The following is a 25,471-nucleotide window of genomic DNA, read 5'->3' on the forward strand; positions in this document are numbered from 1 at the left end:
GCACCCGCTGCGGGGACTGGCCGGCCCACCGGTCGTTCGGCCGCGCCGCGTGGCATGCCGGGGCGTCGGCGCGCTGCGTCCGCGGATGCTTCTGCCGCCCGAGGGGTATCGACAACTCCTTACCCGCCAGTACATTGACGCCATGTCTAATACGGCCTCGTTGCGGCCCCAGCCGGCCGCGTCCGAGCACACCCCGCTGAAGGCCCGCAACGTCGCCTTCGACTGGAGCGGCACCCCGCTGCACTGGATCCCCGGCGATCCGTCCAGCACCCACACCATCAACGTGCTGCATCTGCTGCTGCCGGCCGGCGAGCGCTGGTTCGTGCACGTCTACAAGCAGGTGCTGCCGTACATCCGCGACCCCCGGCTGCGGGAGGACGTCATCGGGTTCATCGGCCAGGAGGCGATGCACTCGCAGGCGCACGACGGCGTCCTGCCGCACCTCACGGCGCAGGGCCTGGACCCGACCCCGTACACCGCGCAGGTCGACTGGCTCTTCGAGAAGCTGCTCGGGGACCGCACCCTGCCGCCGGGAAGGGCCCGCCGCTGGTGGCTGCTGGAGCGGGTCGCGACGATCGCCGCCATCGAGCACTACACCGCGTTCCTGGGGGACTGGGTGCTCAACGCCGCGGCGCTGGACGCCAAGGGAGCCGATCCGACGATGCTGGATCTGCTGCGCTGGCACGGCGCGGAGGAGGTCGAGCACCGGTCGGTGGCGTTCGACCTCTTCCTGCATCTGGACGGCGGCTACCGGCGGCGGGTCCGCACCTGGGCCACGGCGTTCGCCGCGCTGGTGTTCCTGTGGCAGCGCGGCGTCCGCTTCTTCCTGGCCCACGACCCCTCGCTCGACGACGGCAGGGCCGGCCTCGGGGAGTTCCTCCGCGGCGGGAGGGAGGGCGTGCTGCCGACCGTCGGGGCCATGGCCCGGTCCGTTCCGCAGTACCTCTCCCGCGGCTACCACCCCTCCCACCACGGCAGCACCGCGCAGGCCCTCGCCTACCTCGCCGCGTCCCCCGCCGCGACCGCGGCCGGGGCCCGCACCTCCGGAGGTGCCTGAGATGGCCCGGATCCCAGGTGCCCGTGCCGCGTTGGTGGCCGCCGCGGCGGCGCTGCTCGCCCGGCGGGCACTGCGCCGCCGCGTCCAGGCGTCCCCGCTGTGGCCCCTGCCCGCGCTGGACCCCCCGGTCTCGGGGCGCGGCCGCGACGGCACCGGCGCCCGGTGGCTGCGGGTGGCGGAGCGCACCGAGGAGGCCGAGGGCGTGGTCCGGCTGCGTCTGGAGGGGGACGACCTTCCGGGCTGGGAGCCGGGGGCGCACCTCGACCTGGTGCTGCCGTCGGGGGCCGTCCGCCAGTACTCGCTGTGCGGCGACCCCGCGGCGTCCGGCTCGTACACCCTCGCCACCCGCCTGATCGAGGACGGCCGGGGCGGTTCGCGCGAGGTGCACGAGCACCTGCACGAGGGCACGGTCGTGGAGGTCCGCGGGCCGCGCAACCGCTTCCCCCTCCGGGACGCCCCCGCCTACGTCTTCCTCGCGGGCGGCATCGGCATCACCCCGATCCTGCCGATGGTGCGGCAGGCCGAGCGGGCGGGCGTGCCGTGGCGGCTGGTGTACGGCGGGCGGTCGCGGGCCTCGATGCCGTTCCTGGCGGAGGTCGAGGCGCTGGCGGGGAGCGGCACCGGCCGGGTGACGGTGGTGGCCGAGGACGAGGACGGGCGGCCCGACCTGGCGGCGGTGCTCGCCGCGGCCCCGCCGGGCGCGGCCGTCTACTGCTGCGGTCCCGGGCCGCTGATGGACGCGGTCGCCGCACTGCTGCCGGCCGCGGCCGGGGAACCGCCCCTGACCCTGCACACCGAGCGGTTCGCGCCGGCCGCCCCCGCGCCGGCGGGCCACGACGCCCCCTTCGAGGTGGAGCTGCGGCGCACCGGCCGTACGGTGCCGGTCCCCGCGGACACCAGTGTGCTGCGGGCCCTTCGCGCGCAGGCGCTGCCCGATCTGCCGTACTCCTGCGAGCGGGGGTTCTGCGGCACCTGCCAACAGCGGGTGCTGGCCGGGGCCGTGGACCACCGCGACGACCTGCTGACGGACGCCGAGCGCGCCGACTCGCTGCTGATCTGCGTCTCGCGGGCACACGGCGGCCGTCTTGTGCTCGATCTGTGATTTGACCTGTGATTCCGTGCCGCGCCCCGGGTGGTTACGCTGGTCGGCATGACCACCGGGGCGCGCCGCAGGATGGGCGTCGAGGAGCGGCGTGAGCAGCTGATCGCCGTCGCACTCGACCTCTTCAGCCACCGTTCCCCCGAGGACGTGTCGATCGACGAGATCGCCGAGGCGGCCGGCATCTCCCGCCCGCTGGTCTACCACTACTTCCCCGGCAAGCAGCAGCTGTACGAGGCCGCGCTGCGACGCGCCGCCGAGGAACTCACGGCCCGGTTCGTGGAGCCCCACGAAGGCCCGCTCGGCGCCCGGCTGTTGCGGGTCATGGAGCGCTTCTTCGACTTCGTCGAGGAGCACGGCCCCGGCTTCTCGGCCCTGATGCGCGGCGGCCCCGCCATCGGTTCGACCCGCACCAGCGCCATGATCGACGGCGTCCGGCAGGCCGCCTACGTGCAGATCCTCGCCCATCTCGGCATCCCCGACCCCGCCCCCCGGCTGGAGTTGGTGGTCCGCTCCTGGATCTCGCTCGCCGAGACCACCGCCCTGCTGTGGCTGGACGGACGCCCGATTCCCCGTGCCGAGCTGGAACGGCAGCTGGTGCACGACTTCGCGGCGCTGGCGGCGGTGAGCGCGGCGTACGACGAACGGATGGCGCGGGTGGTGCGGCAGATCCTCGCCGACGAGCCGGCGGACGGGATGTTCGCGGATCTGGTGGGGCGGTTGGTGTCGCTTCCCGAACCGGTTCGCTGCGCCTAGGTTTCGGCCCGCGTCTTTGGCCTTCCCGCCTTGGGGGTTGCTCGCCGTTCTTCGCCCGCTGTGCGGTGCGCCCGCCGTCGCTCCCCCTGTCTAAAGGGCGTGGGAGGTACCCCCAGCGGCGGGCCGGGTCCGCTGCGCGGGGCTGTGGGTGCGGTGACGGGCCGGCGGGTGGCGTCTCACGTCAGTTGGACGGTGTCCCCCAGGCGTACGCGGCCGGGGTGGGTGATCGTGGCCAACGCGTCCAGGCGCATGTCGTGGGCCTGGGCGATGGCGCGCAGGATGCGTGGGGAGTGCGGGAGGTCCTGTTGGGCGTCGTTGGTCATCACGCACCGCTCGCTGGAGCGCTCGAAACGCAGCCGCAGGGTGTGGCCGACGCGGGCGCTGCTGCCGAACCATGCGTCCTCCACGAAGGGGGGCGTGCCCGGTGGTGTCCGCAGCAGCAGGTTGGGGCGGAAGCGGCGCTCGTCGACCGGGACGCCGGGGACGGCCGCGCGGACCCAGTCGAGGGTGGCGGTGGTCAGGACGCTGAGGGGGAGCTGGTCGAAGTGCGAGACGGCGCCCTCGCGGGCCACTTCGACGTCGTTCCGGTCCAGGTAGCGCCGCACGTAGGAAGTGGGGTCCGCCACCGGCTCGCCGTCCGGGGCCAGCAGTTCGGGTGCCTTTGTGACGGCGCCGCCGGGGTAGCGGGAGCGCAGCTGCAGCAGTCCCGGCATGCGCCGGAACCGGTGGGTGTTCTTGCCCGAGCCGAATTTGCCCGCGGCGTCGCGCACCGCGTAGAGCCGGTCGCCGGCCAGGCCACGGGCGTCCACGGCGGCCTCGTCCAGCAGTTCGCCGCCGGTGGACTTGATGGGGTACCGCCAGATCCGTTCGATCGTGCCGAGCACCGTGCCCATGTCCTCGCCCTCCGAGTCGACTTCCCGCCGCTCGCCGGCCCTCGGAGCCGGCGAGCACCGCGCCCGTCGCGCGGTCCGCGTGTGGTCAGTCTGCCCTGGAGCGATCACCAGTCGCGCCCGTACCTGGCCCGGCCGTACGCGGCAGCGCGTCGTGCGCCATCATCGCGTCATGGACGAGATCACCTTCCGCCTCGCCGGGGACGGCGCCGACCTGCGGCGACTGGTGGACCTGTATGACGCCGCCGCCCGTTGGATGCAGGCGAACGGCATCGACCAGTGGAAGCCCGGCGGGAAGGACGAGGAGCACTTCCGGCTGCGGCGCAAGGACGGGGAGGTGTGGCTGGCGGAGGCCGCCGGGCGGCCGGTGGGCGCGTTCGAACTGTGGTGGTGCGACGAGCCCGCGTGGGGGCCGCAGCCGCCCGTGGCGGGCTATGTGCACCGGCTGATGGTGGACCGCGGCCGGGCCCCGGCCGGGACCGGGCGGGCGATGCTGGCGCATGCCGAGCGGCGGATAGCGGGGGCGGGGCGGGCGTGGTCGCGGCTGGACTGCGTCTCGTCCAATCCGCGGCTGCGCACGTATTACGAGGGCGCCGGCTACACCGTCGTCGGGGAGCAGCGCTCCAAGGAGGGCGACGACGGCGACCGGTACGCCGTCACCCTCCTCGAAAAGCCGCTGGGGGCCTGAGCCGGGCCTCAGCCGCGGCGGAAGACCGCCACCGTGCGGGCCGGGACGCTGAAGGTGCCCGAGGAGCGGGCGTAGGTCGCGGTGGCCGTGGTGCGGTCGGTGCCGTGGGCCTGGACGGGGTGCAGGGTGTAGGGCTCGCCCGCGAGGGGCCGGACGCTCTGGTGCGCGCGCTGCGGCGTGGCGTTGAAGACGATGACGAGGTTGTCGAGGCGCATGGTGATCACGCCCGGCGTCTCGTCCTTCCCGGACAGGGGGAAGGAGAGCGCCTTTTGTACCGCGGCGGCGGTGGACAGGCCGAAGGCCGGTTCGGTGGCGTGGATGCGGAGCAGGTCGCGGTAGGCGGCGGCGGTGTGCCGGATCGCGGCGCAGCCGGGGCGGAGTGCCGGGTCGGCCAGGAGGGGCCGGGCGTAGGGCCACTTGTCCTTGTTGTCGGCGGCCGGGGGCAGTCCGCGGCCGAAGCCGTTGCCGTCGGCGCAGTTCCAGTGCAGGGCGTTGAACCAGTCGCCGCTGTCGAAGGAGTTGCGGTCCAGGGACTTGGAGCGCAGCAGGTCGGAGCCCGCCTGGGAGAGAGCCGGGCCCTGTGAGAGGGCGGCGGTGGCCAGGGCGAGCACCTGCATGCGGGAGCGGTCGGCGGCCCCGGTGCGCGGCGGGAGCTTGTAGGCGAGGGCGTCGTAGAGGGTCTCGTTGTCGTGGGCGTCGGCGTAGGCGAGGGCGTCGCCGGGGGCGGCGGCGTAGCCGGCCGGGGTGCCGTTGTAGTCGATGCCGGAGCCGTTGACGCGGTGGCCGGTGCTGTCGGTGAAGGTGTAGTCGGCGAGGTTGCCGGTGAGGCCGACCTTGATGAGGTCCTGGTAGTGGAGGAGCCGGGCGCGCTGCTCGGCCGGGCTCCCGTTCTCCTTCGAGGAGTTGGGGTCGGTGTACAGGCCCGAGGCGAAGCCCTGGACGCGGGGGTCGGCGTCGAAGGGGCTGCCGCCGCGGACCGCGTCGCGGGCCCGGTCGCTGAAGGTCGCGATGCCCGTTCCGGCCATGTTCCGCTGGGTGGCCTGGACGAAGCGGGCGTCGTCGGCGGCCTCGCCGAAGTTCCAGCCCTCGCCGTAGAGAATGATCTTCTTGCCGTCGACGCCGTCCCTTGCGGGGGTCAGTGCGTCGAGGGCCTTCCTGACGGCCAGGATGTTGGCCTTGGGGTGGTGGCCCATGAGGTCGAAGCGGAAGCCGTCGACCTTGTACTCCTTGGCCCAGGTGACGACGGAGTCGACGACGAGCTTGCCCATCATGGTGTGTTCGGGAGCCGTGCCCGAGCAGCAGGTGGAGGTGGCGACGCCGCCGTCGTCCAGGAGCCGCTGGTAGTAGCCGGGGACGATGCGGTCCAGGACGGAGTGCGGGTCCTGGCCGCTCGCGGCGGTGTGGTTGTAGACGACGTCCATGACGGTGCGCAGTCCGGCGCCGTTGAGTGCCTGGACCATGCGGCGGAACTCGACGGTGCGGGCCGGGCCGCCCGGGTCGGAGGCGTAGGACCCTTCCGGGACGGTGTAGTGGAGCGGGTCGTAGCCCCAGTTGTAGGCGTCGCGGGCAGCCGTCTTGGCGACGCAGTCCTGCTGGCGGTCGGAGTCGGGGGCGTACGAGGCCAGGTCGCAGCCGGGGCGGGACCGGTCGGCGGGCCGCTCGGGCGTGGTGGCGAAGTCGAAGGCCGGCAGGAGGTGGACGTAGGAGGTGCCGGACCGGGCGAGGGAGGCCAGGTGGCGCATTCCGTCGGAGCGGCGGTCGGTGAAGGCGAGGTACTGGCCCGGGTGGCGGGAGGTGCGGTCCTCGGCGGAGAAGTCGCGGATCTGCAGTTCCTGGATGCGGGCGCGGCGCAGCGGCACCGCGGCGGGCTTGGTGAGCCGTGACCACCCGGACGGGGCGAGCTCCGGGGCGTCGAGGTCGGTGACGAGACTGCGGGCCGAGTCGGCGGTCAGGGCGGTGGAGTAGGGGTCGGTGACCTTGTTGGTGACGGTCTTGCCGACGGTGGGCGCCCAGACCGTGACGAGGTAGCGGTAGGGCTTCCCGGCCCAGTCGCGGGGGCCGGTGACGCGCCAGACGCCGGTGGTGTCGTCGCGCCGCATCGGGACCCTGCGGCCGTCGAGTTCGAGGGCGACGGTGCGGGCGGTGGGGGCCCAGACGGCGAGGGTGGGACGGCCGTGGTGGAAGTCCGGCCCCAGGGTGGCGTGTCGGGCGCGGGCGCCGTAGAGGTCGTCGAGGACGCCGGGTGTCTGGACGCCGGTGGTGGTGCGCCGGCCGTCGGCCGTGCGCTGGGCGGCGAGGAGTCGGCCGCGCAGGGCGGCCGGGGCGAGGCCGCGGTCGCGGGGGTCGACGGTGAAGGCCGGGTAGCCCGCCAGGTGCGGGTGGGCGAGTCGTTCGGACGGGCTGAGGGTGCCGGGCACGAGCCGGATGCGCGTGCCGTGCGTCCCGGACTCCAGCTGGGCGGCGGTGTGTTCCGCGCCCTTCCAGACGACGGTGTCGCGGTCGATCCACTGGGCCAGGGCTTCGGCCGGGCCGGGCGGCGGGGCGGCGGTGGCCGGCGGTGGCGCCAGGAAGGCCGCGGCGCCCGCCAGGAGGGCGAGTGCGGCAACCGCGGGTCTGCGGGCGGCGCTGCTGATCCGGTGGAGCACGGTTCCTCCTGAAGGGGTGGAGTGACCTTGCTCGGCAACGCGCCGTGCCCGTAAGGCCGTTGAACGGCGCCGAGGGGCGGCGGCACCGGTGTTGCCGACGGTTCTAGCTGCCGGAACCGGTTGTTGCAAGACCTTACGCAAGACATTGCAAGGGTGTTACGTTCCCTTGGCAGCCGGTCCGGCCGACCGGAGACCCGCCCTGCGGGTCCACGCGCCCGGACGGCCGGACCGGCGCCCGGCAGACGGACCTTGCGGGTCGGCGGCAGCGGCCGCTTGCGGCGGCCCGCCCGCTCGGGCGGAGCGGGCGGGGAGAGGAACGCATGCCGCCGGACGGGCGCGGGCACCGCGGATACCGCGTGCTGCCTCGAAGGTGACGGTGCGCCAGGGGGCTTCGTGTGCGCCCCGGGGACAGGCAGGATCCCGGTGCCGGGATCCGCGATGCGGTCGCCTCAACCGCTGTCGGCGGCGCGGCGCCGGTTCTTCCGCCACGCGCCGAAGCAGAAGGCGAGGGCGGCCACGACAAGAGTGCCGATGATCGGCAGAACCAGGTTTCTGGTCGCCTGGCCGGTGGTCGCGGTGGTACCCGTCGCCGCCTCGTGGGTCGCGACGGAGGTCCGCTCAGGCGTGGCGCCCGAGGCCGCCGGGCCCTTGGCGCTCGTGCCCGAGGTGCCGGACGGGGCCGAGGTGCCGGACCCGCCCGGAGCCCCGGACGTCGTCGAGGCCCCGGACCGGGTCGAGCCGGTGGACTTCGCCGCCCCCGTGATCTCGAACGACCCCACGACGTCCTGCTGTCCGGCGTTCAGCCTGCACCCCGCGTCGGCCTCCCCCAGCACGGCGCCGCTCGCCTTCTTCCCGACGACGTGCAGGGCGATGTCGCCGACGGTGATCCGAGCCTTGCCCGGGCGGCTGAACGTGAGAGCGGGCGCGGCGCCGGTCGCGGCGACCTCGAAGGAACCGGACGCCGGGATGCGGGTCCTGGTGATGCCGAGGGGGACCCTGATGCGCCGGTCGCCGTGCGGCGCGGACACACCGATCTTCGCCACCACCCGGCCCGTGACGGTCTTCACGCCGAGGAAGCGAAGTTTCGCCGTGAGGTCGGCGTCCACCGTCGTCCGTGCACCGATGGGGAATTTCCGGCTGGCTTCGCCGACCGCGACCGACCGCGGGATATCCGCGTCGATCTTCACCGTGAAGGGCAGGTGTTTGATCACCGGGACTTTGCAGGTGTATTTCAGTGTGCGAGAAACCGGTTGTGCGGCCGCGGTTCCGGCTCCGGAAACTCCGACGACCGCGACGGCGGCGCCTAACGCCGTCACCGCCCCCAGGGCGATCCTCACCTTCGGCTTTCCCGCCCCGCGCCTGGCTGTCATGTGGCACCCCCGTGAATTGTTCCGCTGTGTGGCCCATCGGTATGGGTCCGGCGGGTGTTACCGGAATCAGGACGCTCTTCCGGCCGCGGGCAGTTCCCGGTGCCTTCCGCGTCCGCCGTGCCCGGTGCACCCGCTCGGTGGGAGTGATGGTGCGCCCGGGACACCTGGGCCAGGTGGTCCTGGAGCCGGGCGTGGCGGAACTGGTAGACCGCGCCGGCCTGACGCAACACGCCTCGCCGGTGGGCGTCGTCCAGGAACGCGATCACCGCCCAGGGCAGCCGGCCCGTCAGCGGCAGCCACATGCGCGCCAGGGCCACCCACTGCCCCCAGGCGGTGAAACTCAGCCCGTATCCGAGCCCGGCCCCGAACGCCGCCTCGATCCCGAACACGAGCCCGGCCAGGAGCCCGCGGACCGGGCCGGGCATGAGCCCGCCGACGGGCCCGGGCACGAGCCCGAAGCCGAGCCCTGCGGGGACTCCCATCACGAGCATCCACACGAGCATGTGGAAGACCACGTTCTTGCGGTTCGTGCTCAGCAGGTCGGCGGCGCTGACCGCGGATCCGATCTCGACGGGAGCTTCCAGCCAGGCCATGAGGCCGAGCACGAGTCCGGCCCCGAGCCCGACCTCGACCGGGAAGAGGAGGGCACCCACGAGCCCTCCGTCGAGTCCGTCGTCGAACCCCAGCGGAGCGACCACGCACCGGTCCACGAGCACCAGCACGAGCGCCACCGGGACCCCGAACCCGAGCCCCAGCAGGACCCTGGGGACGACCTTGGCACGCGTCTGCCGGGTCCCGCCGAAGATCTGTATGCGGACCCGCGACGGCTCGCGCGGCGCGCCCCCGGACACCAACCCGTACACGAACCCGAAGACCAGCCCGGCGAGGAGCCCGTGCAGGAGCCCGACCACGAGTCCCCGGCCGAGTGCGAACCCGATGCCGCGCTCGGTCGCCACCAGGTCCACGGGCACGTTCCCGATCGCGGTCGTCACCCCGAAGGCCAGTGCGGCCAGGAACCCGACCGCGAGCATGCGCGACGAAAGGCGCATGGTGGTGCCCATTTCCCACCAGGCGAGGTCGCGGGTGTCGAGGTCGTGCAGGTGCGTGGCGAGGTGGCCGAGCCAGCGCCGGGCACGTTCGGGGTGGTACCGGCGACGGCGGGGACGGGTGCCGCGGCCGGTCGGCGTGGGGTCGTAGACGGCCGGGAGGAAGGCCGACAGGAGATGGTCCTGCACGTCTTCGGGGGTGGCGAACTCCTCGGTGTCCAGCAGCTTCGAGGGCTCGTGCTCGGTGGCGTCCCGGTAGACCGTGCGGGCCAGGCCGACCATCAGCGGGGTCGCGAGCGCCTTGGCGACGTTCGCCGCGCCCGGGCTGCGCGGCTCCTCGCGCAGCGCGGCCAGGACGGGTTCCCACACGGAACTGTCCTTGCCGCCGTCTCTGACCGGTCGGCTGCCCCGGTGCAGGTAGGCGGCGTAGTCGTCCACGGTCAGGTCCGCCAGCTCGATGACGGCGGCTTCGCCCAGCACGCCGTTCTTCTTCACGGCCCCGCTGAATTCCTCCGGGCGGCTGGTGAGCAGCAGCGGCGTGGTGGTGCGGTGGAGCGCCCGGAGCGCCGCGGCGTGCAGGCCGCCGGCGATCTCGTCGAAGCCGTCGAGCACCGGAAGGATCTTGTCCTCGTCGAGCAGGAGACCGGCGAGGTTCCCTCCGCTGTCCGCGGGAGCCGCCAGGAACGGGTGGTCGCGCACCAGTTGGGCGCACAGCCAGTCGTCCAGTGAGGTGGTGACCGGATCCCAGGACCCCAGACCGAAGATCACCGGTACCCGGTCGCCGGCGGCGCGGGCCCTCAGCCGGTCGAGAACGAAGCGCAGCGTCAGGATCGTCTTGCCGGAACCGGCCTCCCCCAGCACCACCAGCCGACGGGACGGAACCGACTCGTACACGTCCACGATCCGGTCGAGCCGGCCGTCCAGGGGCAGCGGCTCCGCGTGCGTCCCGGACGGGGCCCGGCGGATGTTGGCCCAGTGATCGAAGACGTTCCGGTCGGTGCACCCGAAGCGCACGGCGAGCGGGAACGGCTCCCCGACCCGCCGCCGCTGCCCCTCGCGACGCCATTGCTCGTCGACGTCGTGGGCGAGCTTCCCGGCCGCCTCCCGCACCTGCGGCGCGTCGTCCGGCTCCGGCATGTCCGGCGGCCGCGGGGGCGCCGGGAGCGGGAGCCGGGTGAGGCGGTCAGCACCGGCCGGCAGGCCGATCAGAGCGCCGAGTGCGTCGAGCCGGTCGGGGGCGAGGCGGTACCAGCGCTTGACCTGGCTCGCCGCGAACCTGCCGAGCCCGTCGAAGCGGTGATGCTCGCTGACCACCCCGATCACGTACCCGCCGCTCCACACCGCGGCTCCCGACATCCCCTCCCAAGGGGAACGACCCGGCTCGGGGTCGTACTCGGGAGGCTCCACGGTGATCTCCAGGCTGCCCGCGCGCAGGTACGACAGCGGTGTGGTCGTGCCGCGGGCATGGTGGGAGTCCCGGTACCACGTGGGGTCGTCACGGTCCGTCGACGCAGTGTCGGGGCGCAGCCTGAACCTCGGGAACCCCAGCGCTTCGCACTCCACGGGCTGCGTGATCCCGGCGAACCGCACGGGCGGGATCTCGGCGGGGCCCGGTCCGCCGGTGCGCGCGTCCCCCGCGATCCTGAGCACCGCGACATCCGTGGCCGCGTCCGCCCAGACCGGCTCGCCGGGCACCTCCGTCGTGCCGCCGTCCTCGGTGAAGAACCGCAGCCGCACCGACACCGCGTCGCTCACCACATGCGCGGCCGTGAGCACCGCATGCCCGTTCACCCGGTAGCCCGACCCGCGTCGCCCCGGGCCCGCCCGGCAGGTGGTGAGGACCTGGACCACACGCCCCGCGTCGAGCCCGTCCGGCTCGGACGCCCTGCTGTCCGCGGGGTTCATTGCTCGTTGGTGCCGGTGATTCCGGAGACGAACGGGGGGTTGCCGGACCGGGTGAGGGTCGGCTGCAGGGCCAGGGTGATGCGCTGGGTCGAGGTGGCGCCGGCCGTCGCGTCCGCACCGGACTCCACCACCCAGAACCGCACCTTCGCGCCCGCGTGGCCGGATCGCTCCAGAGCGACCGACACCTCCAGCTCGATCGTCCCCAACTCGAAGCGCAGCTCCGCACCCTCGGCCGCGGCAACCGCCTGCTCCAGCTCCTCCCGCAGATCCCTGATCACACTGGCCAGCTCGATCACTCCACGCCCCTTCGCCCCGAGCCCACCACCGGTAACCGGTCGGTCACGGAGGACTTTAGCGGCGCGATGCGGGCACTGACCGCCCATCACCACCAATCCCCTCGGAATCCTCCGCTACAGGTCGAGTTCGGCCCGGACCACCTTGCCCACCGGTACCCGGTCGACGACCTCCCAGCGGGTGGCGAGCGCGGCCACGAGGAGCAGGCCGCGGCCGGCTTCGGAGTCGGGTGGCGGGGGCGCGATCGTGCCGGGGCCGGGCGGGCGCTTCTCGGTGCGGGTGTCGGCGACCTCGATCCGCAGGGTGCCGGGGCGCGCCGAGCCCGGCATCCTCGTCAGGCGCAGCTCGAAGTCCCGGCCGGGCACCCGGCCGTGGGTCGCCGCGTTGGCGGCGAGTTCGCCGACGATCAGGGCGGCGGCGTCGGAGACCTCGCCGCCGTACGGGAAGCCCCAGACGTCGAGCTGCTGGAGCGCGAGGCAGCGGGCGAGACGGGCGCCCCGCCGGGTGGAGCTGAAGCGCTGGGTGAACGTACGTACGGTGACCGGGAGGCGGGCGCCGCCGCCGGGGGTGAGCTGACTGTGCATGCGGGCAACGCTGCTGGTCGGCCCGCTCGCAGGCCAGGTACCCGACTCGTACACCGGGAACTGTACGAGTCCGGAGTGTGGACGGGACGAGTAACGGGGCGTAACGATGGGTGACTTGCGGGGTCGGACCAGTGACTGCGGAGCACCGACATGGAAGACACCATCACCACCACCCTCACCGACCGCTACGACGGCGGCGGCGAACCCGAACCGTCCGACAGCCTGCGCATCTTCGGGGCCGTGTACCAGGCACTGCGGGAGAAGGCCGGGTTCACCCAGGAGTCCCTGGCGCCGGAGATCCAGTACTCGTCGCACTACATCGCCTCGGTGGAGCAGGGCCGGCGGCTGCCGTCGAAGACGTTCGTCGAGCGTTCGGAGGAGGCGTTGGACGCGGGCGGGGTGCTGCGGAAGGCCGCCAAGCGGCTGTCACGGCAGCGCGGGCTGGCGTCCTGGTTCCGGATGTGGGCCGAGCTGGAGAAGGAGGCGGTGAGTCTCAGCACCTACGAATGCCGCCTGGTCCCCGGCCTGTTACAGACCGAGGCGTACGCGCGGACGCTGTTCGAGCAGCGCTTGCCCCTGCTGACCGATGAACAGGTCGAGGTCCAGGTCACGGCCCGGCTGGACCGGCAGCGGCTGCTGGCCGAGCGGCAGAACACCGCCTTCAGCTTCATCATCGACGAGCACGTCTTCCAGCGCCGGACCGGCGGCACGGAGGCCGCTCGGGGGCTGATCGACCACGTGCTGGAACGGACCGCGCTGCGGAACGTCGAGCTACAGGTGATGCCGCTGGAGCGGGAGGTGCACGCGGGCATGGACGGACCGATGCAACTGCTGGAGACCGAGGAGAACCAGCGGTTCTGCTACTGCGAGGGGCAGGAGAGCGGCCAGTTCATCGCCGACCCGAAGACCGTCACCACGCTCCATATGCGCTATGCGAAACTGCGGTCACAGGCCCTCACCCCCGACGACTCCCGGGGCTTGTTGACGAGGATGCGAGGAGCGCTATGACGACCGGCGGCGAACTGGCGTGGTTCAAGAGCAGCTACAGCGGCAGCTCCGGCGACAGCTGCGTGGAGATCGCCCTCTCCTGGCGGAAGTCCAGCTACAGCGGCAGCTCCGGCGACGACTGCGTCGAGATCGCCGCCTGCCCCACCACCGTCCACGTCCGCGACTCCAAGGACAAGGGCGGGCCGCAGCTCGCCGTGCCCGCTCCGGCCTGGGCGGAGTTCGTGGCGTACGCGGTGCGGCGGAGCCACCGGGCGGGCTGAGCGGGGCTGACCTGTCGCGGCGCTCACCTGTCCCTGCCCCCCGGTGGCACGCCGGACGCCGCTGAGGATAAAGATGTGCGCATGAATGACAACGGGGGCCCCGCACCGCGTCCGCACGAACCCACGAGCTTCCGGCTGCAACCGCCGCAGCCCACCCGGGCTCCGCTCACGGAGCACCCGCAGGCTCCGGCAGCCGCACAGGCCGCACCGCCGTCGTCCGATCCGGGCGCGGGACGGCTCGTGGCGGGCCGCTACCGGCTGCTGAGCAGGCTCGGGCACGGCGGCATGGGCACCGTGTGGCGTGCCCGGGACGAGGTCATGGACCGCGAGGTCGCCGTCAAGGAGTCCCGGATCCCCGACCACCTGCCGGAGCGGGAGCGGGCCGGCCTCTTCGAACGGATGCGGCGCGAGGCACGGGCCGCGGCCCGCCTCGACCATCCCGCGGTGGTGAACGTCCATGACGTCGCCGTCGAGGAGGGACAGCCGTGGATCGTCATGGAGTTCGTCCAGGGGCGCTCCCTCGGCGACGCGCTCCAGGAGGGCACGCTCGGCGCGCGCGAGGCCGCGCGGATCGGGCTGGAGGTGCTGGGCGCGCTGGAGGCCGCGCACGCCGCCGGGATCCTGCACCGCGACGTGAAGCCGGACAACGTCATGCTCGGCCGCCACGACCGCGTCATCCTCACCGACTTCGGCATCGCGCAGATCGAGGGCGAGACCAAGCTGACCGAGACCGGCGGGTTCGTCGGCTCCCCCGAATTCATCGCGCCCGAACGCGTGCTGGGGCAGCAGCCCGGCAGCGCCTCCGACCTGTGGTCGCTCGGCGTCGTGCTGTACGCCGCGACGGAAGGCGTCTCGCCGTTCCGCCGCACCAACACCCCCGCCACGCTGCAGGCCGTGCTGAACGCGACGCCGGCCGCCCCGAGCGCGGCCGGTGGCGGTCCGCTGGCCGAGGCCGTCCAGGGTCTGCTGCAGAAGGATCCGGCGCACCGGCCGAACGCGGCGCGGGTGCGCGAACTGCTCGAACGGGCCGTGCAGCCGCCGCCCCCGGTCGTACGGGCCGGTGGCTCCGGGGCCGGTAAGGGCGTCCGCCTCGGCCGCAAGGCTCTCGCCGGGGGCGCCGCCGCAGTCGTGGCACTGGCCGCGGGCGCCTATCTGGTCCTCGCGGATCCGTTCGCCGGGCCGTTGCCCGAGGGATGGAGGACGCACCCGGAGGCGGGGCCGCTCGACGCGGACGTCGCGGTGCCCGCCGGCTACCTCCGCATCCCGGACGACGCGGACCCGTCCGTGATCACGTACAAGGATCCCAGCGGGGCGGTCACGATCGAGCTGGCCCGGTGGGACCACGTGCGGCAGAAGAGCGACATCTCGGGGACCGCCGACGCCCAGGCGTTCAAGGACTCGGACGCGATCAAGGGCGGCTCCTTCTCCGGGGCGGGCCTGTCGATGTCCTCCGACACGAAGACCGGCAGCAGCACGGACGCCAACGTCACGTACCAGGAGCGCGACGCGGCCCTGAACACCGTCACCTACGGCACGAGCGGGTCCGGCGTGGACATCGACGGGGACGTCCCGCGCGAGGCCAAGGCGTTCTACTACCGGACCCGCGCCGGTGACATGTACCGGTTGTGGGTGGACTACCCGGGCAAAGGGGACGTCACGGCCCGCGGCCGTGACGTCGCCCGGATCGCGATCGCCAACCTGGACGTCCACAAGCTCTGAGCCCCCTCCGCGCCGCCCGGCCCGGAGGGGCGCCCCGCCGCCGCTGCCCCGCCCCGCGGACTACCGGCCCGCGGCCTGGGCGAGGGTGTGGGCGACCAGGGCGTTGGCGTGGCCGTGGCCCAGGCCGTGTTCGGCCTTGAGCCAGGACACCAGCTCCATGTGCCGGGTCAGCGGCGAGGCGGTGATCAGGCTCTGCCACTCGGCTATCGGGCGGCCGTACTTCTTCTCGATCGACGGGAAGTAACTCGCGGGTCCCTGCGTGGTGTTGGTCATGGGTGCAGCATGGCACCCCCCACTGACAATGCGACGGGCCCGCGTGCGCCCCGCCCCCGGGGCGCACGGTCAGGGCCGGACCGAGCCCGTCGACCCCCGTACGACCAGTTCCGGCTGGAAGACGAACTCGGTGCGGCGGGGCGGTTCCCGGCGGCCCGCCGCCCGTTCGTGGATCTCCTCGATCAGGGCTCCGACCGCCGCCGTCGCCATGGCCTGGACCGGCTGGCGGACGGTGGTCAGCGGCGGGTCGGTGAAGGCGATGAGCTGGGAGTCGTCGAAGCCGACGACCGAGAGGTCCGCCGGGACGGCCAGGCCGCGCTGGCGGGCCGCACGGACCACGCCGAGCGCCATCAGGTCGCTGCCGCAGACGATGCCGGTGCAGCCGTCGTCGAGCAGGGTGGCGGCCGCCGCATGCCCGCCCTCCACGCTGAACAGGGTGTGCCGGACGCGTCGTTCGGCCTGCCCCCTCGACAGGCCGAACGACTCCCCCAGCGCCGCCGCGAAGCCCTCGGCCTTGCGGCGGGAGGGCACATAGCGGGCCGGGCCGACGGCCAGCCCGATCCGCTCGTGTCCGAGCTGGGCCAGGTGGCGCACGGCCATCCGGGCCGCCGCGCCGTCGTCGGGCGAGACGAACGGCGCGTCGATGCGCTCGTTGCAGCCGTTGATGAGGACGTACGGGACGCCCCGGGCCGCCAGACGGGCGTAGCGGGACGGGTCGGCGCCGGTGTCCGCGTGCAGGCCGGACAGGAAGACGATGCCGGTGACGTCGCGCTCCTCCAATTGCTCGACGAGTTCGTCCTCGGTGGCTCCGCCCGGCATCTGGGTGCACAGCACCGGGGTGTAGCCGTGGCCGGCCAGCGACTGTTCGATGATCTGGGCGAAGGCCGGGAAGATCGGGTTGGTCAGTTCCGGGATGACCAGGCCGACGAGCCCGGCACTGCGCCGCCGCAGCCGTACCGGGCGCTCGTAGCCGAGGACGTCGAGCGCGGCGAGCACCCGCTGCCGGGTGCTCGCCGCCACGCCCGCCCTGGCGTTCAGGACCCGGCTGACGGTCGCCTCGCTGACCTGCGCCTGGGCGGCGATGTCGGACAGCCGGGGGGTGGCATGGAGGTCCGGCAGGGTCACTCCTCCCACCAGGCGGCGGTGTCGGCGGGCAGCTCGACGTCCCCCTGTGCGTCGTCCAGGGGGCGGGAGGCGAGCAGCAGCCGGCCGGGGGCGGGCAGCCGGGCGGGGGCCCCGGTGGTGTTGACGGTGCAGACGAGGCCGCCGGGGCGGCGGAAGACCAGGACGCCGTCGGGGGCGGCCAGCCACTCGACCGCGTCCCCCGCGCCGAGGCCGGGGTGGGCGCGGCGCAGGGCAAGCGCGGTGCGGTAGAGCTCCAGGGTGGAGGCGGGGTCGCCGGTCTGGGCCTCGACGGTGAGCGGTGCCCAGTCGGCGGGCTGCGGCAGCCAACTGCCGCCGTCGCCGAAGCCGTAGGGGGCACGGTCGCCGCGCCACGGGATCGGGACCCGGCAGCCGTCGCGCAGGCCCTCCTGTCCGGTGTCCCGGAAGAAGGAGGGGTCCTGGCGGACCTCGTCGGGCAGGTCGGTGACCTCGGGCAGGCCCAGTTCCTCGCCCTGGTAGAGGTAGGCGGAGCCGGGCAGCGCCAGCATCAGCAGGCTCGCGGCGCGGGCACGGGCCAGGCTGCCGCCGAGGCGGGTGGTGTGGCGGACGACGTCGTGGTTGGACAGCACCCAGGTGGTGGGAGCCGCCACCGGGCGCATGGCGTCGAGGGAGGAGTCGATCGCCTCGCGCAGGGCTGCCGCGTCCCATCCCGTGTTCAGGTAATGGAAGTTGAAGGCCTGGTGGAGCTCGTCGGGGCGGAGGTAGCGGGCGGTGCGGTCGGCGGTGGGGGTCCAGGCCTCGGCGACCGCGATCCGCTCGCCGGGGTACTCGTCGAGGACGGTGCGCCAGGAGCGGTAGATGTCGTGGACGCCGTCCTGGTCGAAGAACGGCAGGACCTGGTTGCCGAGCAGCTTCAGCTGTTCGCCGTGGCCCATGTCGGGCAGGCCGGGGGCCTTGACCAGGCCGTGGGCCACATCGACCCGGAAGCCGTCCACGCCCAGGTCGAGCCAGAAGCGGAGGATGGAGCGGAACTCGTCCTGGACGGCGGGGTGGTCCCAGTTGAAGTCGGGCTGTTCGGGGGCGAAGAGGTGGAGGTACCACTCGCCGTCGGGGACCCGGGTCCAGGCCGGGCCGCCGAAGAGGGACTCCCAGTCGTTGGGCGGCTCCTCGCCGTTCTCGCCCCGTCCCTTGCGGAAGTGGAAGCGCTCGCGCAGCACCGAGCCGGGGCCCTCGGCCAGTCCGCGGCGGAACCATGCGTGCTGGTCGGAGCAGTGGTTGGGGACCAGGTCGACGATGATGCGCAGGCCCAGCTCATGGGCGTCGGCGATGACCGCCTCGGCGTCGGCCAGGGTGCCGAACATCGGGTCGATGGTGCGGTAGTCGGCGACGTCGTAGCCGGCGTCGGCCTGCGGCGAGGCGTAGAAGGGGCTGAGCCAGACGGCGTCGACACCGAGGTCGCGCAGGTACGGCAGCCGGCTGCGGATGCCCGCCAGGTCCCCCATGCCGTCGCCGTTGCCGTCGGCGAAGCTGCGCGGATAGACCTGGTAGATCACCGCGTGGCGCCACCAGTCGGTGGCCGGAGTGGTGGTGTGCTGTGAAGTCATGTCAACCCTTGGTGGTGCCGGCGGTCAGTCCGGCGACGAGGTGGCGCTGGGCGAAGGCGAAGACGAGCGCGGCCGGCACGGCGATGATCACGGCGGCGGCGGTCATCGAACCCCAGTCGTTGGTGTACTGGTTGACGAAGGTCTGCAGGCCGCCGGCGAGCGTCAGGTTCTCCTCGCCGGTCATGAAGGCGGAGGCGTAGGCGACCTCGGCCCAGGCGGTGACGAAGGTGTAGAAGCCGGTGACGGCCAGGCCCGGTCGGGCGAGCGGCAGGACCAGGCGCCAGAAGGTGCCGAACGGGTTGAGGCCGTCGACCCGTCCGGACTCGTCGATCTCCACCGGGATGGTGTCGAAGAAGCCCTTCATCATCCAGGCGCAGAAGGGGACGGCGATGGTCAGGTAGGTGACGACCAGGCCGGCCGGCTGGTTGAGCAGGCCCAGGCTCGCCAGCAGGTTGTACAGCGGCACGATCAGCACCGCGACCGGGAACATCTGGGTGATCAGCAGCAGCCACATCAGCGGCCGCATCCCGGGGAAGCGGAACCGGCTGACGGCGTAGCCGGTGGTGGCGGCGATGAAGACACCGAGGACGGTGGTCAGCCCGACGATGATCACGGAGTTCTTGAACCAGGTCAGGAACTCGGTGTCGGCCAGTACGTGGGTGTAGTTGGCGACGGTGAAGTGGGTGACGAGGCTGGTGGAGAAGGCGTCGTTCCTGGGCTTGAAGGAGGTCACCAGCAGCCAGAGCGGCGGGAAGACGGCCACCGCCGCGGCGACGAGCAGGGCCGCGTGCAGGGCGACCGAGGCCGGACGGGAACGCTGGTTGCGCTTGCGGGTCATGGTCACCACACCTCTCCCTGCTTGCGCAGCGCCCGCCGGTAGACGACCGCGACGACCGAGAGCAGGACCAGGATCAACACGCCCCAGGCCGCCGACTCGGAGAAGTTGCGGGGGCTGTCGATGAAGGAGAGCCGGTAGGCGTAGGTCACCAGGATCTCGGTGGCGTCGCCGGGGCCGCCCCGGGTCAGCAGGAAGATCACCGGGAACATGTTGAAGGTCCAGATCGTGGAGAGCAGGATCACCGTGCTGCTCACGGCCCGCAGGCCGGGGACGGTGATGTTGCGGAACCGCTGCCAGGGGCCCGCCCCGTCCATCTCGGCGGCCTCGTAGAGCTCGCCGGGTATGGACTGCAGGCCGCCGAGCAGCGCGACGAGCATGAAGGGCACGCCCAGCCAGACGTTGACGGCGATGACCGAGAGCTTGGCCCAGGTCGGGTCGTTGAGCCAGGGCACGGCGTCGATGCCGCCGCCGGCCAGCAGCTTGTTGAGGATGCCGTTCTTCTCGTTGTAGAGCATCCGCCAGGTGAAGACCGAGATGAAGGCGGGGATGGCCCACGGCAGGATCAGCGCCAGGCGGTAGACGGTGCGGCCGCGCAGCGTGCGGTTGAGCATGTTCGCCAGGGCGAGGCCGATCAGGAAGGTCAGCGAGACGCAGCCGACGGTCCAGACGACGGTCCAGCCCAGGCGGTCCCAGAAGACGCCGTCGGACAGCACGGCCCGGTAGTTGTCCAGGCCGGTGAACTTGTAGGTGGCGGGGAGGTGGTTGACGCCGATGTTCCGCTCGACGTTGGCCTCGTTGGCGTCCGTGAGCGAGAGGAAGACGCCGCGCACCAGCGGATAGCCGATGATCACCCCGATGACGAGTACCACCGGGGCGACCATCGTCCATGCGTACCAGTGGGTGCCCAGCGCCCGGCGCACCCGTACAGCAACGGTCACTTGTAGTCCTTGAGCAGCTTCCGGTAGGCGTCGCCGGTCGCCTTGGCGGCCTGCTCGGGCGAGGAGGCGCCGGTGAGCACCTTGTTCATCTGGACCTTGACCGGCTCGAAGAGCGAGTTGCCCTCGGCGATCCAGGGGCGCTGGACGGCGCCGTCGACGGCGGGCTTGAAGAACTTGACCATCTCGTTGTCCTTGACGGCCGGCACCTCGTACACGGACTTGCGGGTGGGCAGCAGGCTGAGCTTCTCGTTGGTCTGCTGCTGGACCTTGGCCGAGCTCATGTACTTGACGAAGGCGTAGGAGGCCCGGAGGTTCTTGCTGCCGGCGTAGACGGAGAGGTTCCAGCCGCCCTGCGGGGAGCCCTGGCCCTTGGAGCCGGCGGGCACGGGGGCGACGCCGAGGTTCTCCTTGTCCTTGAAGGCCTTGCCGGCGCGGGCGCCCTCGATGTCCCAGGGGCCGTCGACGGCCATCGCGACGGTGCCGTCCTTGAGGGCCTTGAGCTGGTTCTCCTGGCCGTCGGTGGCGTCGGTGACCGCGGCCTTGGAGTCGACCAGGCTCTTGATGGTCTTGAACGCCTTGACGCCCGCGCCGTCGTCGATCTCCACGACCTTGTCGCGGGCGTCGACCATGTCGCCGCCCTCGCCGTAGAGGTAGGGCAGGAACCAGTAGGGGTCGTCGCCGCGCAGGTAGAGGGCGGTGGCGCCGGTCTTCGCCTTGATCTTCTTGGCGGCGGTGGCCAGCTCGGCGAAGGACTTGGGCACCTCGACGCCGGCGTCCTTGAGGAGCTTCTTGTTGTAGAAGAGGCCCAGGGTGTCGATGACCTGCGGCGCGGCGTAGGTCTTGCCCTTGAACTTCGTGGAGCCGACGGCCTGCGGGAGGTAGTCGTCGGTCTTGTCGAGGGCGGGGGTGCCGTCGAGGGGCGCGAGGTAGCCGAGGTTGGCGAAGTCGGCGACCCAGGCGACCTCGGTGCGCATCACGTCGGGGGCGCCGGAGTTGCCGCCGGCGGCGTTCTTGAACTTGGCGTTGGCATCGCCGAACGGCACGTTCACATATTTGACGTGGACCTTCGGGTGCTCCTTCTGGAAACCTTCGGCAAGTTTGCGGTACGTCGCCTTCTCGGCGTCGTTGGAGGTGTCCCAGAAGGTAACGGTTCCGGACAGTTCGCCCCCGCTGTCGCCGCCACTGCCGCCGTCACCTCCGCCGCACGCCGTCGCCGCCAGTGCCAGGCCCGCTACCAGCGCGGTGGCCGTTGCGCCCCGTATGCCACGCCGCATGTGAACTCCTTAGGGAAATGCCTCAGATGGCGGTCAGGAACGTAACAGCGCGGAAAACAAACCGAAAGACCTTGCGGCAAATTTCTGCAAGACCATGGGAACGAATTGCAACGAGATGGCTGGAACGGGACCCTCCGGGCGCGCCCGGCACCGTCACCCCACGCCCCTCCGAGCGTTGATTTGGTGAAGGCACCGACGCCTCTTGACCTCAACAGGGACGGCAGATGACCCAGGAGCTCACTTCCCCCAGCCCCGCCCCCCAGGCCCCCGGATCGGGCCGAGGTCCCGGATGGTGGCGCGACGCCGTCATCTACCAGGTGTACGTCCGCTCCTTCGCCGACAGCGACGGCGACGGCATCGGCGATCTGCGCGGCGTCCGCGAACGGCTGCCCCACCTCAAGGACCTGGGCGTGGACGCCGTCTGGCTCACCCCGTTCTACGCCTCGCCGCAGGCCGACGGCGGCTACGACGTCGCCGACTACCGCGCCGTCGACCCGCTCTTCGGCACCCTCCAGGACGCCGACGACCTGCTGCGCACCGCCCACGACCTGGGCCTGCGGGTGATCGTCGACATCGTCCCCAACCACACCTCCGACCGGCACCCGTGGTTCACGGACCCGGAGCTCGCCCGGCAGCGCTACCTCTTCCGCCCCGGCAAGGGCGAGAACGGCGAACTCCCGCCCAACGACTGGGAGTCGATCTTCGGCGGCCCGGCCTGGACCCGCACCGACCGCGGCGACTGGTACCTCCACCTCTTCGCCCCCCAGCAGCCCGACCTGAACTGGGAGAACCCGGAGGTGCACGCCGAATTCGAGGCCATCCTGCGCTTCTGGCTCGACCTCGGGGTGGACGGCTTCCGCGTCGACGTCGCCCACGGCATGATCAAGGCGCCCGGCCTGCCGGACATCGGCCACGGCGCCCAGGCCCAGCTGATCGGCTCCCAGGTGCTGCCGTTCTTCGACCAGGACGGCGTGCACGCCATCCACCGCGCCTGGCGCCGGCTGCTGGACGGCTACGGCGACGGCAGCGGCCGGCAGGTGATCGGCGTCGCCGAGGCCTGGGCCCCCACCCCGGAGCGCCTCGCCCTCTACGTGCGCCCCGACGAACTCCACCAGGCCTTCAACTTCCAGTTCCTGAACGCCCCGTGGCAGGCCGACGCCCTGCGCACGGTGATCGAGGCCTCGCTCGCCGCCACCGCCTCCGTCGGCGCCCCCACCACCTGGGTGCTGTCCAACCACGACGTCGTCCGCCACACCACCCGCCTCGGCGGCAGCCTGGCCCGTGCCCGCGCCGCGAGCCTGCTGATGCTGGCGCTGCCCGGCTCCGCCTACCTCTACCAGGGCGAGGAACTGGGCCTGCCCGAGGTCACCGACCTGCCCGACGAGGTCCGCCAGGACCCGGCGTTCTTCCGCGGCGGCCGGGCGACCGGCGCGGCGGGCCCCGGCACCGACACCGAGGCCGCCCCCGACGGCGTCGCCGCCGCCAGCGGCCAGGACGGCTTCCGCGACGGCTGCCGGGTGCCGCTCCCCTGGTCCGGCGAGGCACCGCCCTACGGCTTCGGGCCCGGCGGCAGCTGGCTGCCGCAGCCCGCCGACTGGGCACCGCTCACCGTCGCGGCCCAGACCGGCGACCCCGCCTCCACCCTGGAGCTCTACCGCGCCGCCCTGGAGCTGCGGCGCCGGCTGCCGGGACTGGGCGACGGCCCGATGAGCTGGGCGCCCGCCCCCGACGGGGTGCTCGCCTTCACCCGCCCCGGCGTGCTGTGCACCGTCAACACCCTGGGGCACGACGTCGAACTGCCCGCGCCCGGGACACCACTGCTGTCCAGCGCCCCGGTGACCGTCCAGGACAGCGCCGCCCGGCTCCCCGGTGACAGCTGTACCTGGTGGGCAATCTGACAGCAGACCGGTACAGTCCCACCCATGACCGCCCGGCTCTCCGATATCGCAGCACAGGCGGGTGTCAGCGAGGCCACCGTCAGCCGGGTTCTCAACGGTAAGCCCGGCGTCTCCGCCACCACCCGCCAGTCCGTGCTCGCCGCCCTCGACGTACTGGGCTACGAGCGCCCGGTGCGGCTGCGGCAGCGCAGCGCGGGGCTGGTCGGGCTGATCACACCGGAGCTGGACAACCCGATCTTCCCGGCCTTCGCGCAGGTCATCGGGCAGGCACTGACCCGCCAGGGCTACACCCCGGTCCTCGCGACCCAGACGCCGGGCGGCTCCACCGAGGACGAGCTGACCGAGATGCTGGTCGACCGCGGGGTGGCCGGCATCATCTTCGTCTCCGGACTGCACGCCGACACCTCCGCCGACATGCAGCGCTACGAGCAGCTGCGCGGCCAGGGCGTGCCGTTCGTCCTCATCAACGGCTTCTCCGACAAGGTCCAGGCGCCCTTCGTCTCCCCCGACGACCGCGCCGCGGTGGACCTCGCGGTCACCCACCTCGGCGCGCTCGGCCACCGGCGGATCGGGCTGGCCCTCGGCCCCAAGCGCTTCGTGCCCGTACAGCGCAAGATCGAGGGCTTCGTGCGCGCCATGCAGGAGCGGCTGCAGACCGGCCCGGCCGAGGCGGAGCCGTTCATCCAGCACTCCCTCTACACACTGGAGGGCGGCCAGGCCGCGGCGGGCGCACTCATCGAGCGGGGCGCCACGGCCCTCGTCTGCGCCAGCGACATGATGGCGCTCGGCGCGATCCGCGCGGCCCGGCAGCGCGGCCTCGACGTCCCCCGCGACATCTCCGTGGTCGGCTTCGACGACTCCCCGCTCATCGCCTTCACCGACCCGCCGCTGACCACCATCCGGCAGCCCGTCACGGCCATGGGACAGGCGGCCGTGCGCGCGCTGCTGGAGGAGATCGGCGGCACCCCCGCTCCGCACAGCGAGTTCGTCTTCCACCCCGAGCTGGTGGTGCGCGGCTCGACCGCCTCGGCCCCCAAACCGGCCCGGATCCCGAAGCCGCTGCGGACCCCCTGACTGCCGCCGTCCCCCAGAAGTACGGGGATCGGCCATCCCCCGTAAGACCGATTTGCGGCGTCGAATACCCGACCGAAGGATGATCGCCGGTACGCCCCTTTCTGGCAGACTGTCTGCCTATGGGTGATGCGAAAACGAGGACGTTGGACGGCCCGCCGACCACCCCGCCACCCAAGGGGGAACGCGCGGACCACCCGGCGGCCCAGAGGCGGATGGCCCGCCTGCGTGCTCCCCGCACCCCCCGCCTCTGGTTCGAGGTCCTGCTGATCGCCGTCAGCTACTGGACGTACTCGATGATCCGCAACGCGGTGCCCGAACAGAAGGCCGAGGCCCTCCGGAACGCCGACTGGATCTGGCAGGCCGAGCACTCGCTCGGCATCGCCGTCGAGCGGACCGTCAACCACGCGGTGGACTCCGTGACATGGCTGATCGTCACGATGAACTACTACTACGCCACACTGCACTTCATCGTCACGATCGGCGTGCTGGTCTGGCTCTACCGCTGGCACCCCGGCCGCTACGCCGCCGCCCGCACGGCGCTCTTCGCCACCACCGGCGTCGCCCTCATCGGCTACTACTTCTACCCCCTGGCCCCGCCCCGGCTGATGACCGGCGGCGGCTTCGTCGACACCCTGATCGACCACGGCACCTGGGGCTCCATCGCCTCCGGCAACCTCGCCTCCATGTCCAACCAGTACGCCGCGATGCCGTCCATGCACATCGGCTGGTCACTGTGGTGCGGCATCACCATCGCGCTCCTCGCCCGGCACCGCTGGGCCAAGACCCTCGGCCTGCTCTACCCCGCGACGACCCTCCTGGTCATCGTCTCCACGGCCAACCACTTCTGGCTCGACGCGCTGGGGGGCGTGCTGTGCCTGTCCTTCGGGTTCGCGGTGACGTGCGTGTGGTTCGGGGCGGCGCCACATCGGCTTGCGCGGGCGCCCCACGTTGTCGGCTGACCCGCCGTGGGGGTTGCTCGCCGGTTGCCGCCCGCGGCGGGGCCGCTGCGCTTGGCCTCCGCCCCCGTTTTCGGCTGTCCCGCCGTTGCGCCTGCGGCGGGCGGGTCCGCTGCGCGGGGCTGTCGGGTGCCGGTGACGGGCCTGCGCGGGTGGGTGTCCGGACTGCTTCGCTTTACGTCCGGACACCC

The 25,471-nt window shown here is 72.5% G+C and carries 21 protein-coding genes and 1 pseudogene; 10 read left to right on the forward strand and 12 right to left on the reverse strand.

The genetic code is table 11. From position 1 onward, the window contains the following. Positions 1-142: 142 nt before the first annotated feature. From AB0411_RS31600 to AB0411_RS31610, 3 genes are read left to right on the forward strand one after another with little or no spacing between them, the layout of a single operon-like run. Positions 143-1,057: a metal-dependent hydrolase gene (locus tag AB0411_RS31600; RefSeq protein ID WP_366420695.1), complete on the forward strand. Its 915-nt coding sequence runs from the start codon at positions 143-145 to the stop codon at positions 1,055-1,057. Between the two features lies 1 nt (position 1,058). Then, a complete protein-coding gene (locus AB0411_RS31605; protein WP_366420696.1) occupies positions 1,059-2,159 on the forward strand; it encodes a PDR/VanB family oxidoreductase in 1,101 nt (366 codons plus the stop codon). 48 nt (positions 2,160-2,207) lie between these two features. Beyond that, positions 2,208-2,912, forward strand: a complete 705-nt coding sequence (locus tag AB0411_RS31610; protein WP_366420697.1) for a TetR/AcrR family transcriptional regulator — start codon at positions 2,208-2,210, stop codon at positions 2,910-2,912. Between the two features lie 176 nt (positions 2,913-3,088). On the opposite strand, the gene AB0411_RS31615 is transcribed toward AB0411_RS31610, so the two are convergent. Beyond that, positions 3,089-3,805 (reverse strand): MOSC domain-containing protein, encoded by a 717-nt coding sequence (locus AB0411_RS31615; RefSeq protein WP_366420698.1) that lies wholly within the window; start codon positions 3,803-3,805, stop codon positions 3,089-3,091. 169 nt (positions 3,806-3,974) lie between these two features. On the opposite strand from AB0411_RS31615, the gene AB0411_RS31620 reads away from it, so the two are divergent. Next, complete coding sequence (locus AB0411_RS31620; RefSeq protein ID WP_366420699.1) at positions 3,975-4,490, forward strand: GNAT family N-acetyltransferase; 516 nt, start codon at positions 3,975-3,977, stop codon at positions 4,488-4,490. Between the two features lie 8 nt (positions 4,491-4,498). On the opposite strand, the pseudogene pulA reads toward AB0411_RS31620, so the two are convergent. From pulA to AB0411_RS31645, 5 genes and pseudogenes are all read right to left on the reverse strand, one after another. Then, positions 4,499-7,081, reverse strand: a pseudogene (pulA, locus tag AB0411_RS31625) (pullulanase-type alpha-1,6-glucosidase); the annotation flags it as partial. 503 nt (positions 7,082-7,584) lie between these two features. After that, positions 7,585-8,505, reverse strand: a complete 921-nt coding sequence (locus AB0411_RS31630; RefSeq protein ID WP_366420700.1) for a DUF6801 domain-containing protein — start codon at positions 8,503-8,505, stop codon at positions 7,585-7,587. Further along, positions 8,502-11,456, reverse strand: a complete 2,955-nt coding sequence (locus tag AB0411_RS31635) for an NACHT domain-containing protein (RefSeq protein WP_366420701.1) — start codon at positions 11,454-11,456, stop codon at positions 8,502-8,504. Before AB0411_RS31635 ends, AB0411_RS31630 begins: the two co-directional genes overlap by 4 nt. After that, positions 11,453-11,752: a trypco2 family protein gene (locus AB0411_RS31640; RefSeq protein WP_366420702.1), complete on the reverse strand. Its 300-nt coding sequence runs from the start codon at positions 11,750-11,752 to the stop codon at positions 11,453-11,455. Before AB0411_RS31640 ends, AB0411_RS31635 begins: the two co-directional genes overlap by 4 nt. Positions 11,753-11,866: 114 nt before the next feature. Next, positions 11,867-12,334 (reverse strand): ATP-binding protein, encoded by a 468-nt coding sequence (locus AB0411_RS31645; protein ID WP_366420703.1) that lies wholly within the window; start codon positions 12,332-12,334, stop codon positions 11,867-11,869. Positions 12,335-12,484: 150 nt separating this feature from the next. Between AB0411_RS31645 and AB0411_RS31650 the strand changes: the two genes are divergently transcribed. The 3 genes from AB0411_RS31650 to AB0411_RS31660 all read left to right on the forward strand — a co-directional run bounded on the left by AB0411_RS31650 (position 12,485) and on the right by AB0411_RS31660 (position 15,321). Further along, on the forward strand, positions 12,485-13,342 hold the full coding sequence (locus AB0411_RS31650; RefSeq protein ID WP_366420704.1) for a helix-turn-helix domain-containing protein: 858 nt from the start codon (positions 12,485-12,487) through the stop codon (positions 13,340-13,342). Continuing rightward, a complete protein-coding gene (locus AB0411_RS31655; RefSeq protein WP_366420705.1) occupies positions 13,339-13,602 on the forward strand; it encodes a DUF397 domain-containing protein in 264 nt (87 codons plus the stop codon). The genes AB0411_RS31650 and AB0411_RS31655 overlap by 4 nt, the downstream gene beginning before the upstream one ends. Positions 13,603-13,683: 81 nt before the next feature. Continuing rightward, a complete protein-coding gene (locus AB0411_RS31660) occupies positions 13,684-15,321 on the forward strand; it encodes a serine/threonine-protein kinase (RefSeq protein ID WP_366420706.1) in 1,638 nt (545 codons plus the stop codon). A gap of 60 nt (positions 15,322-15,381) precedes the next feature. Here AB0411_RS31660 and AB0411_RS31665 read toward each other — a convergent pair whose 3' ends face one another. The 6 genes from AB0411_RS31665 to AB0411_RS31690 form a co-directional block, all read right to left on the reverse strand. Continuing rightward, positions 15,382-15,594 (reverse strand): DUF4287 domain-containing protein, encoded by a 213-nt coding sequence (locus AB0411_RS31665; RefSeq protein WP_366420707.1) that lies wholly within the window; start codon positions 15,592-15,594, stop codon positions 15,382-15,384. A 69-nt stretch (positions 15,595-15,663) separates the two neighbouring features. Continuing rightward, entirely contained in the window at positions 15,664-16,731 is a 1,068-nt protein-coding gene (locus AB0411_RS31670) for a LacI family DNA-binding transcriptional regulator (RefSeq protein WP_403151980.1), read from the reverse strand. After that, positions 16,716-18,302 carry a glycoside hydrolase family 13 protein gene (locus AB0411_RS31675; RefSeq protein ID WP_366420709.1) on the reverse strand — a complete coding sequence of 529 codons (1,587 nt, stop codon included), beginning with the start codon at positions 18,300-18,302 and terminating at the stop codon, positions 16,716-16,718. The genes AB0411_RS31670 and AB0411_RS31675 overlap by 16 nt, the downstream gene beginning before the upstream one ends. Position 18,303: 1 nt before the next feature. After that, a complete protein-coding gene (locus AB0411_RS31680) occupies positions 18,304-19,140 on the reverse strand; it encodes a sugar ABC transporter permease (protein WP_366420710.1) in 837 nt (278 codons plus the stop codon). A 2-nt stretch (positions 19,141-19,142) separates the two neighbouring features. Next, positions 19,143-20,021 (reverse strand): carbohydrate ABC transporter permease, encoded by an 879-nt coding sequence (locus tag AB0411_RS31685; protein WP_403151978.1) that lies wholly within the window; start codon positions 20,019-20,021, stop codon positions 19,143-19,145. Between the two features lie 53 nt (positions 20,022-20,074). Continuing rightward, a complete protein-coding gene (locus tag AB0411_RS31690; RefSeq protein WP_366420712.1) occupies positions 20,075-21,352 on the reverse strand; it encodes an extracellular solute-binding protein in 1,278 nt (425 codons plus the stop codon). 224 nt (positions 21,353-21,576) lie between these two features. On the opposite strand from AB0411_RS31690, the gene AB0411_RS31695 reads away from it, so the two are divergent. The 3 genes from AB0411_RS31695 (at position 21,577) to AB0411_RS31705 (ending at position 25,283) form a co-directional block, all read left to right on the forward strand. After that, entirely contained in the window at positions 21,577-23,250 is a 1,674-nt protein-coding gene (locus tag AB0411_RS31695) for a glycoside hydrolase family 13 protein (protein WP_366420713.1), read from the forward strand. Positions 23,251-23,274: 24 nt separating this feature from the next. Next, the gene (locus AB0411_RS31700) at positions 23,275-24,324 is read left to right on the forward strand and encodes a LacI family DNA-binding transcriptional regulator (RefSeq protein WP_366420714.1); all 1,050 of its coding nucleotides are present in this window, start codon (positions 23,275-23,277) and stop codon (positions 24,322-24,324) included. 119 nt (positions 24,325-24,443) lie between these two features. Continuing rightward, positions 24,444-25,283, forward strand: coding sequence for a phosphatase PAP2 family protein (locus AB0411_RS31705; RefSeq protein WP_366420715.1), 840 nt, complete (start codon positions 24,444-24,446; stop codon positions 25,281-25,283). Positions 25,284-25,471: the final 188 nt, after the last annotated feature.

Source organism: Streptomyces angustmyceticus, assembly GCF_040701845.1.
Taxonomy (GTDB): Bacteria; Actinomycetota; Actinomycetes; order Streptomycetales; family Streptomycetaceae; genus Streptomyces; species Streptomyces angustmyceticus_A.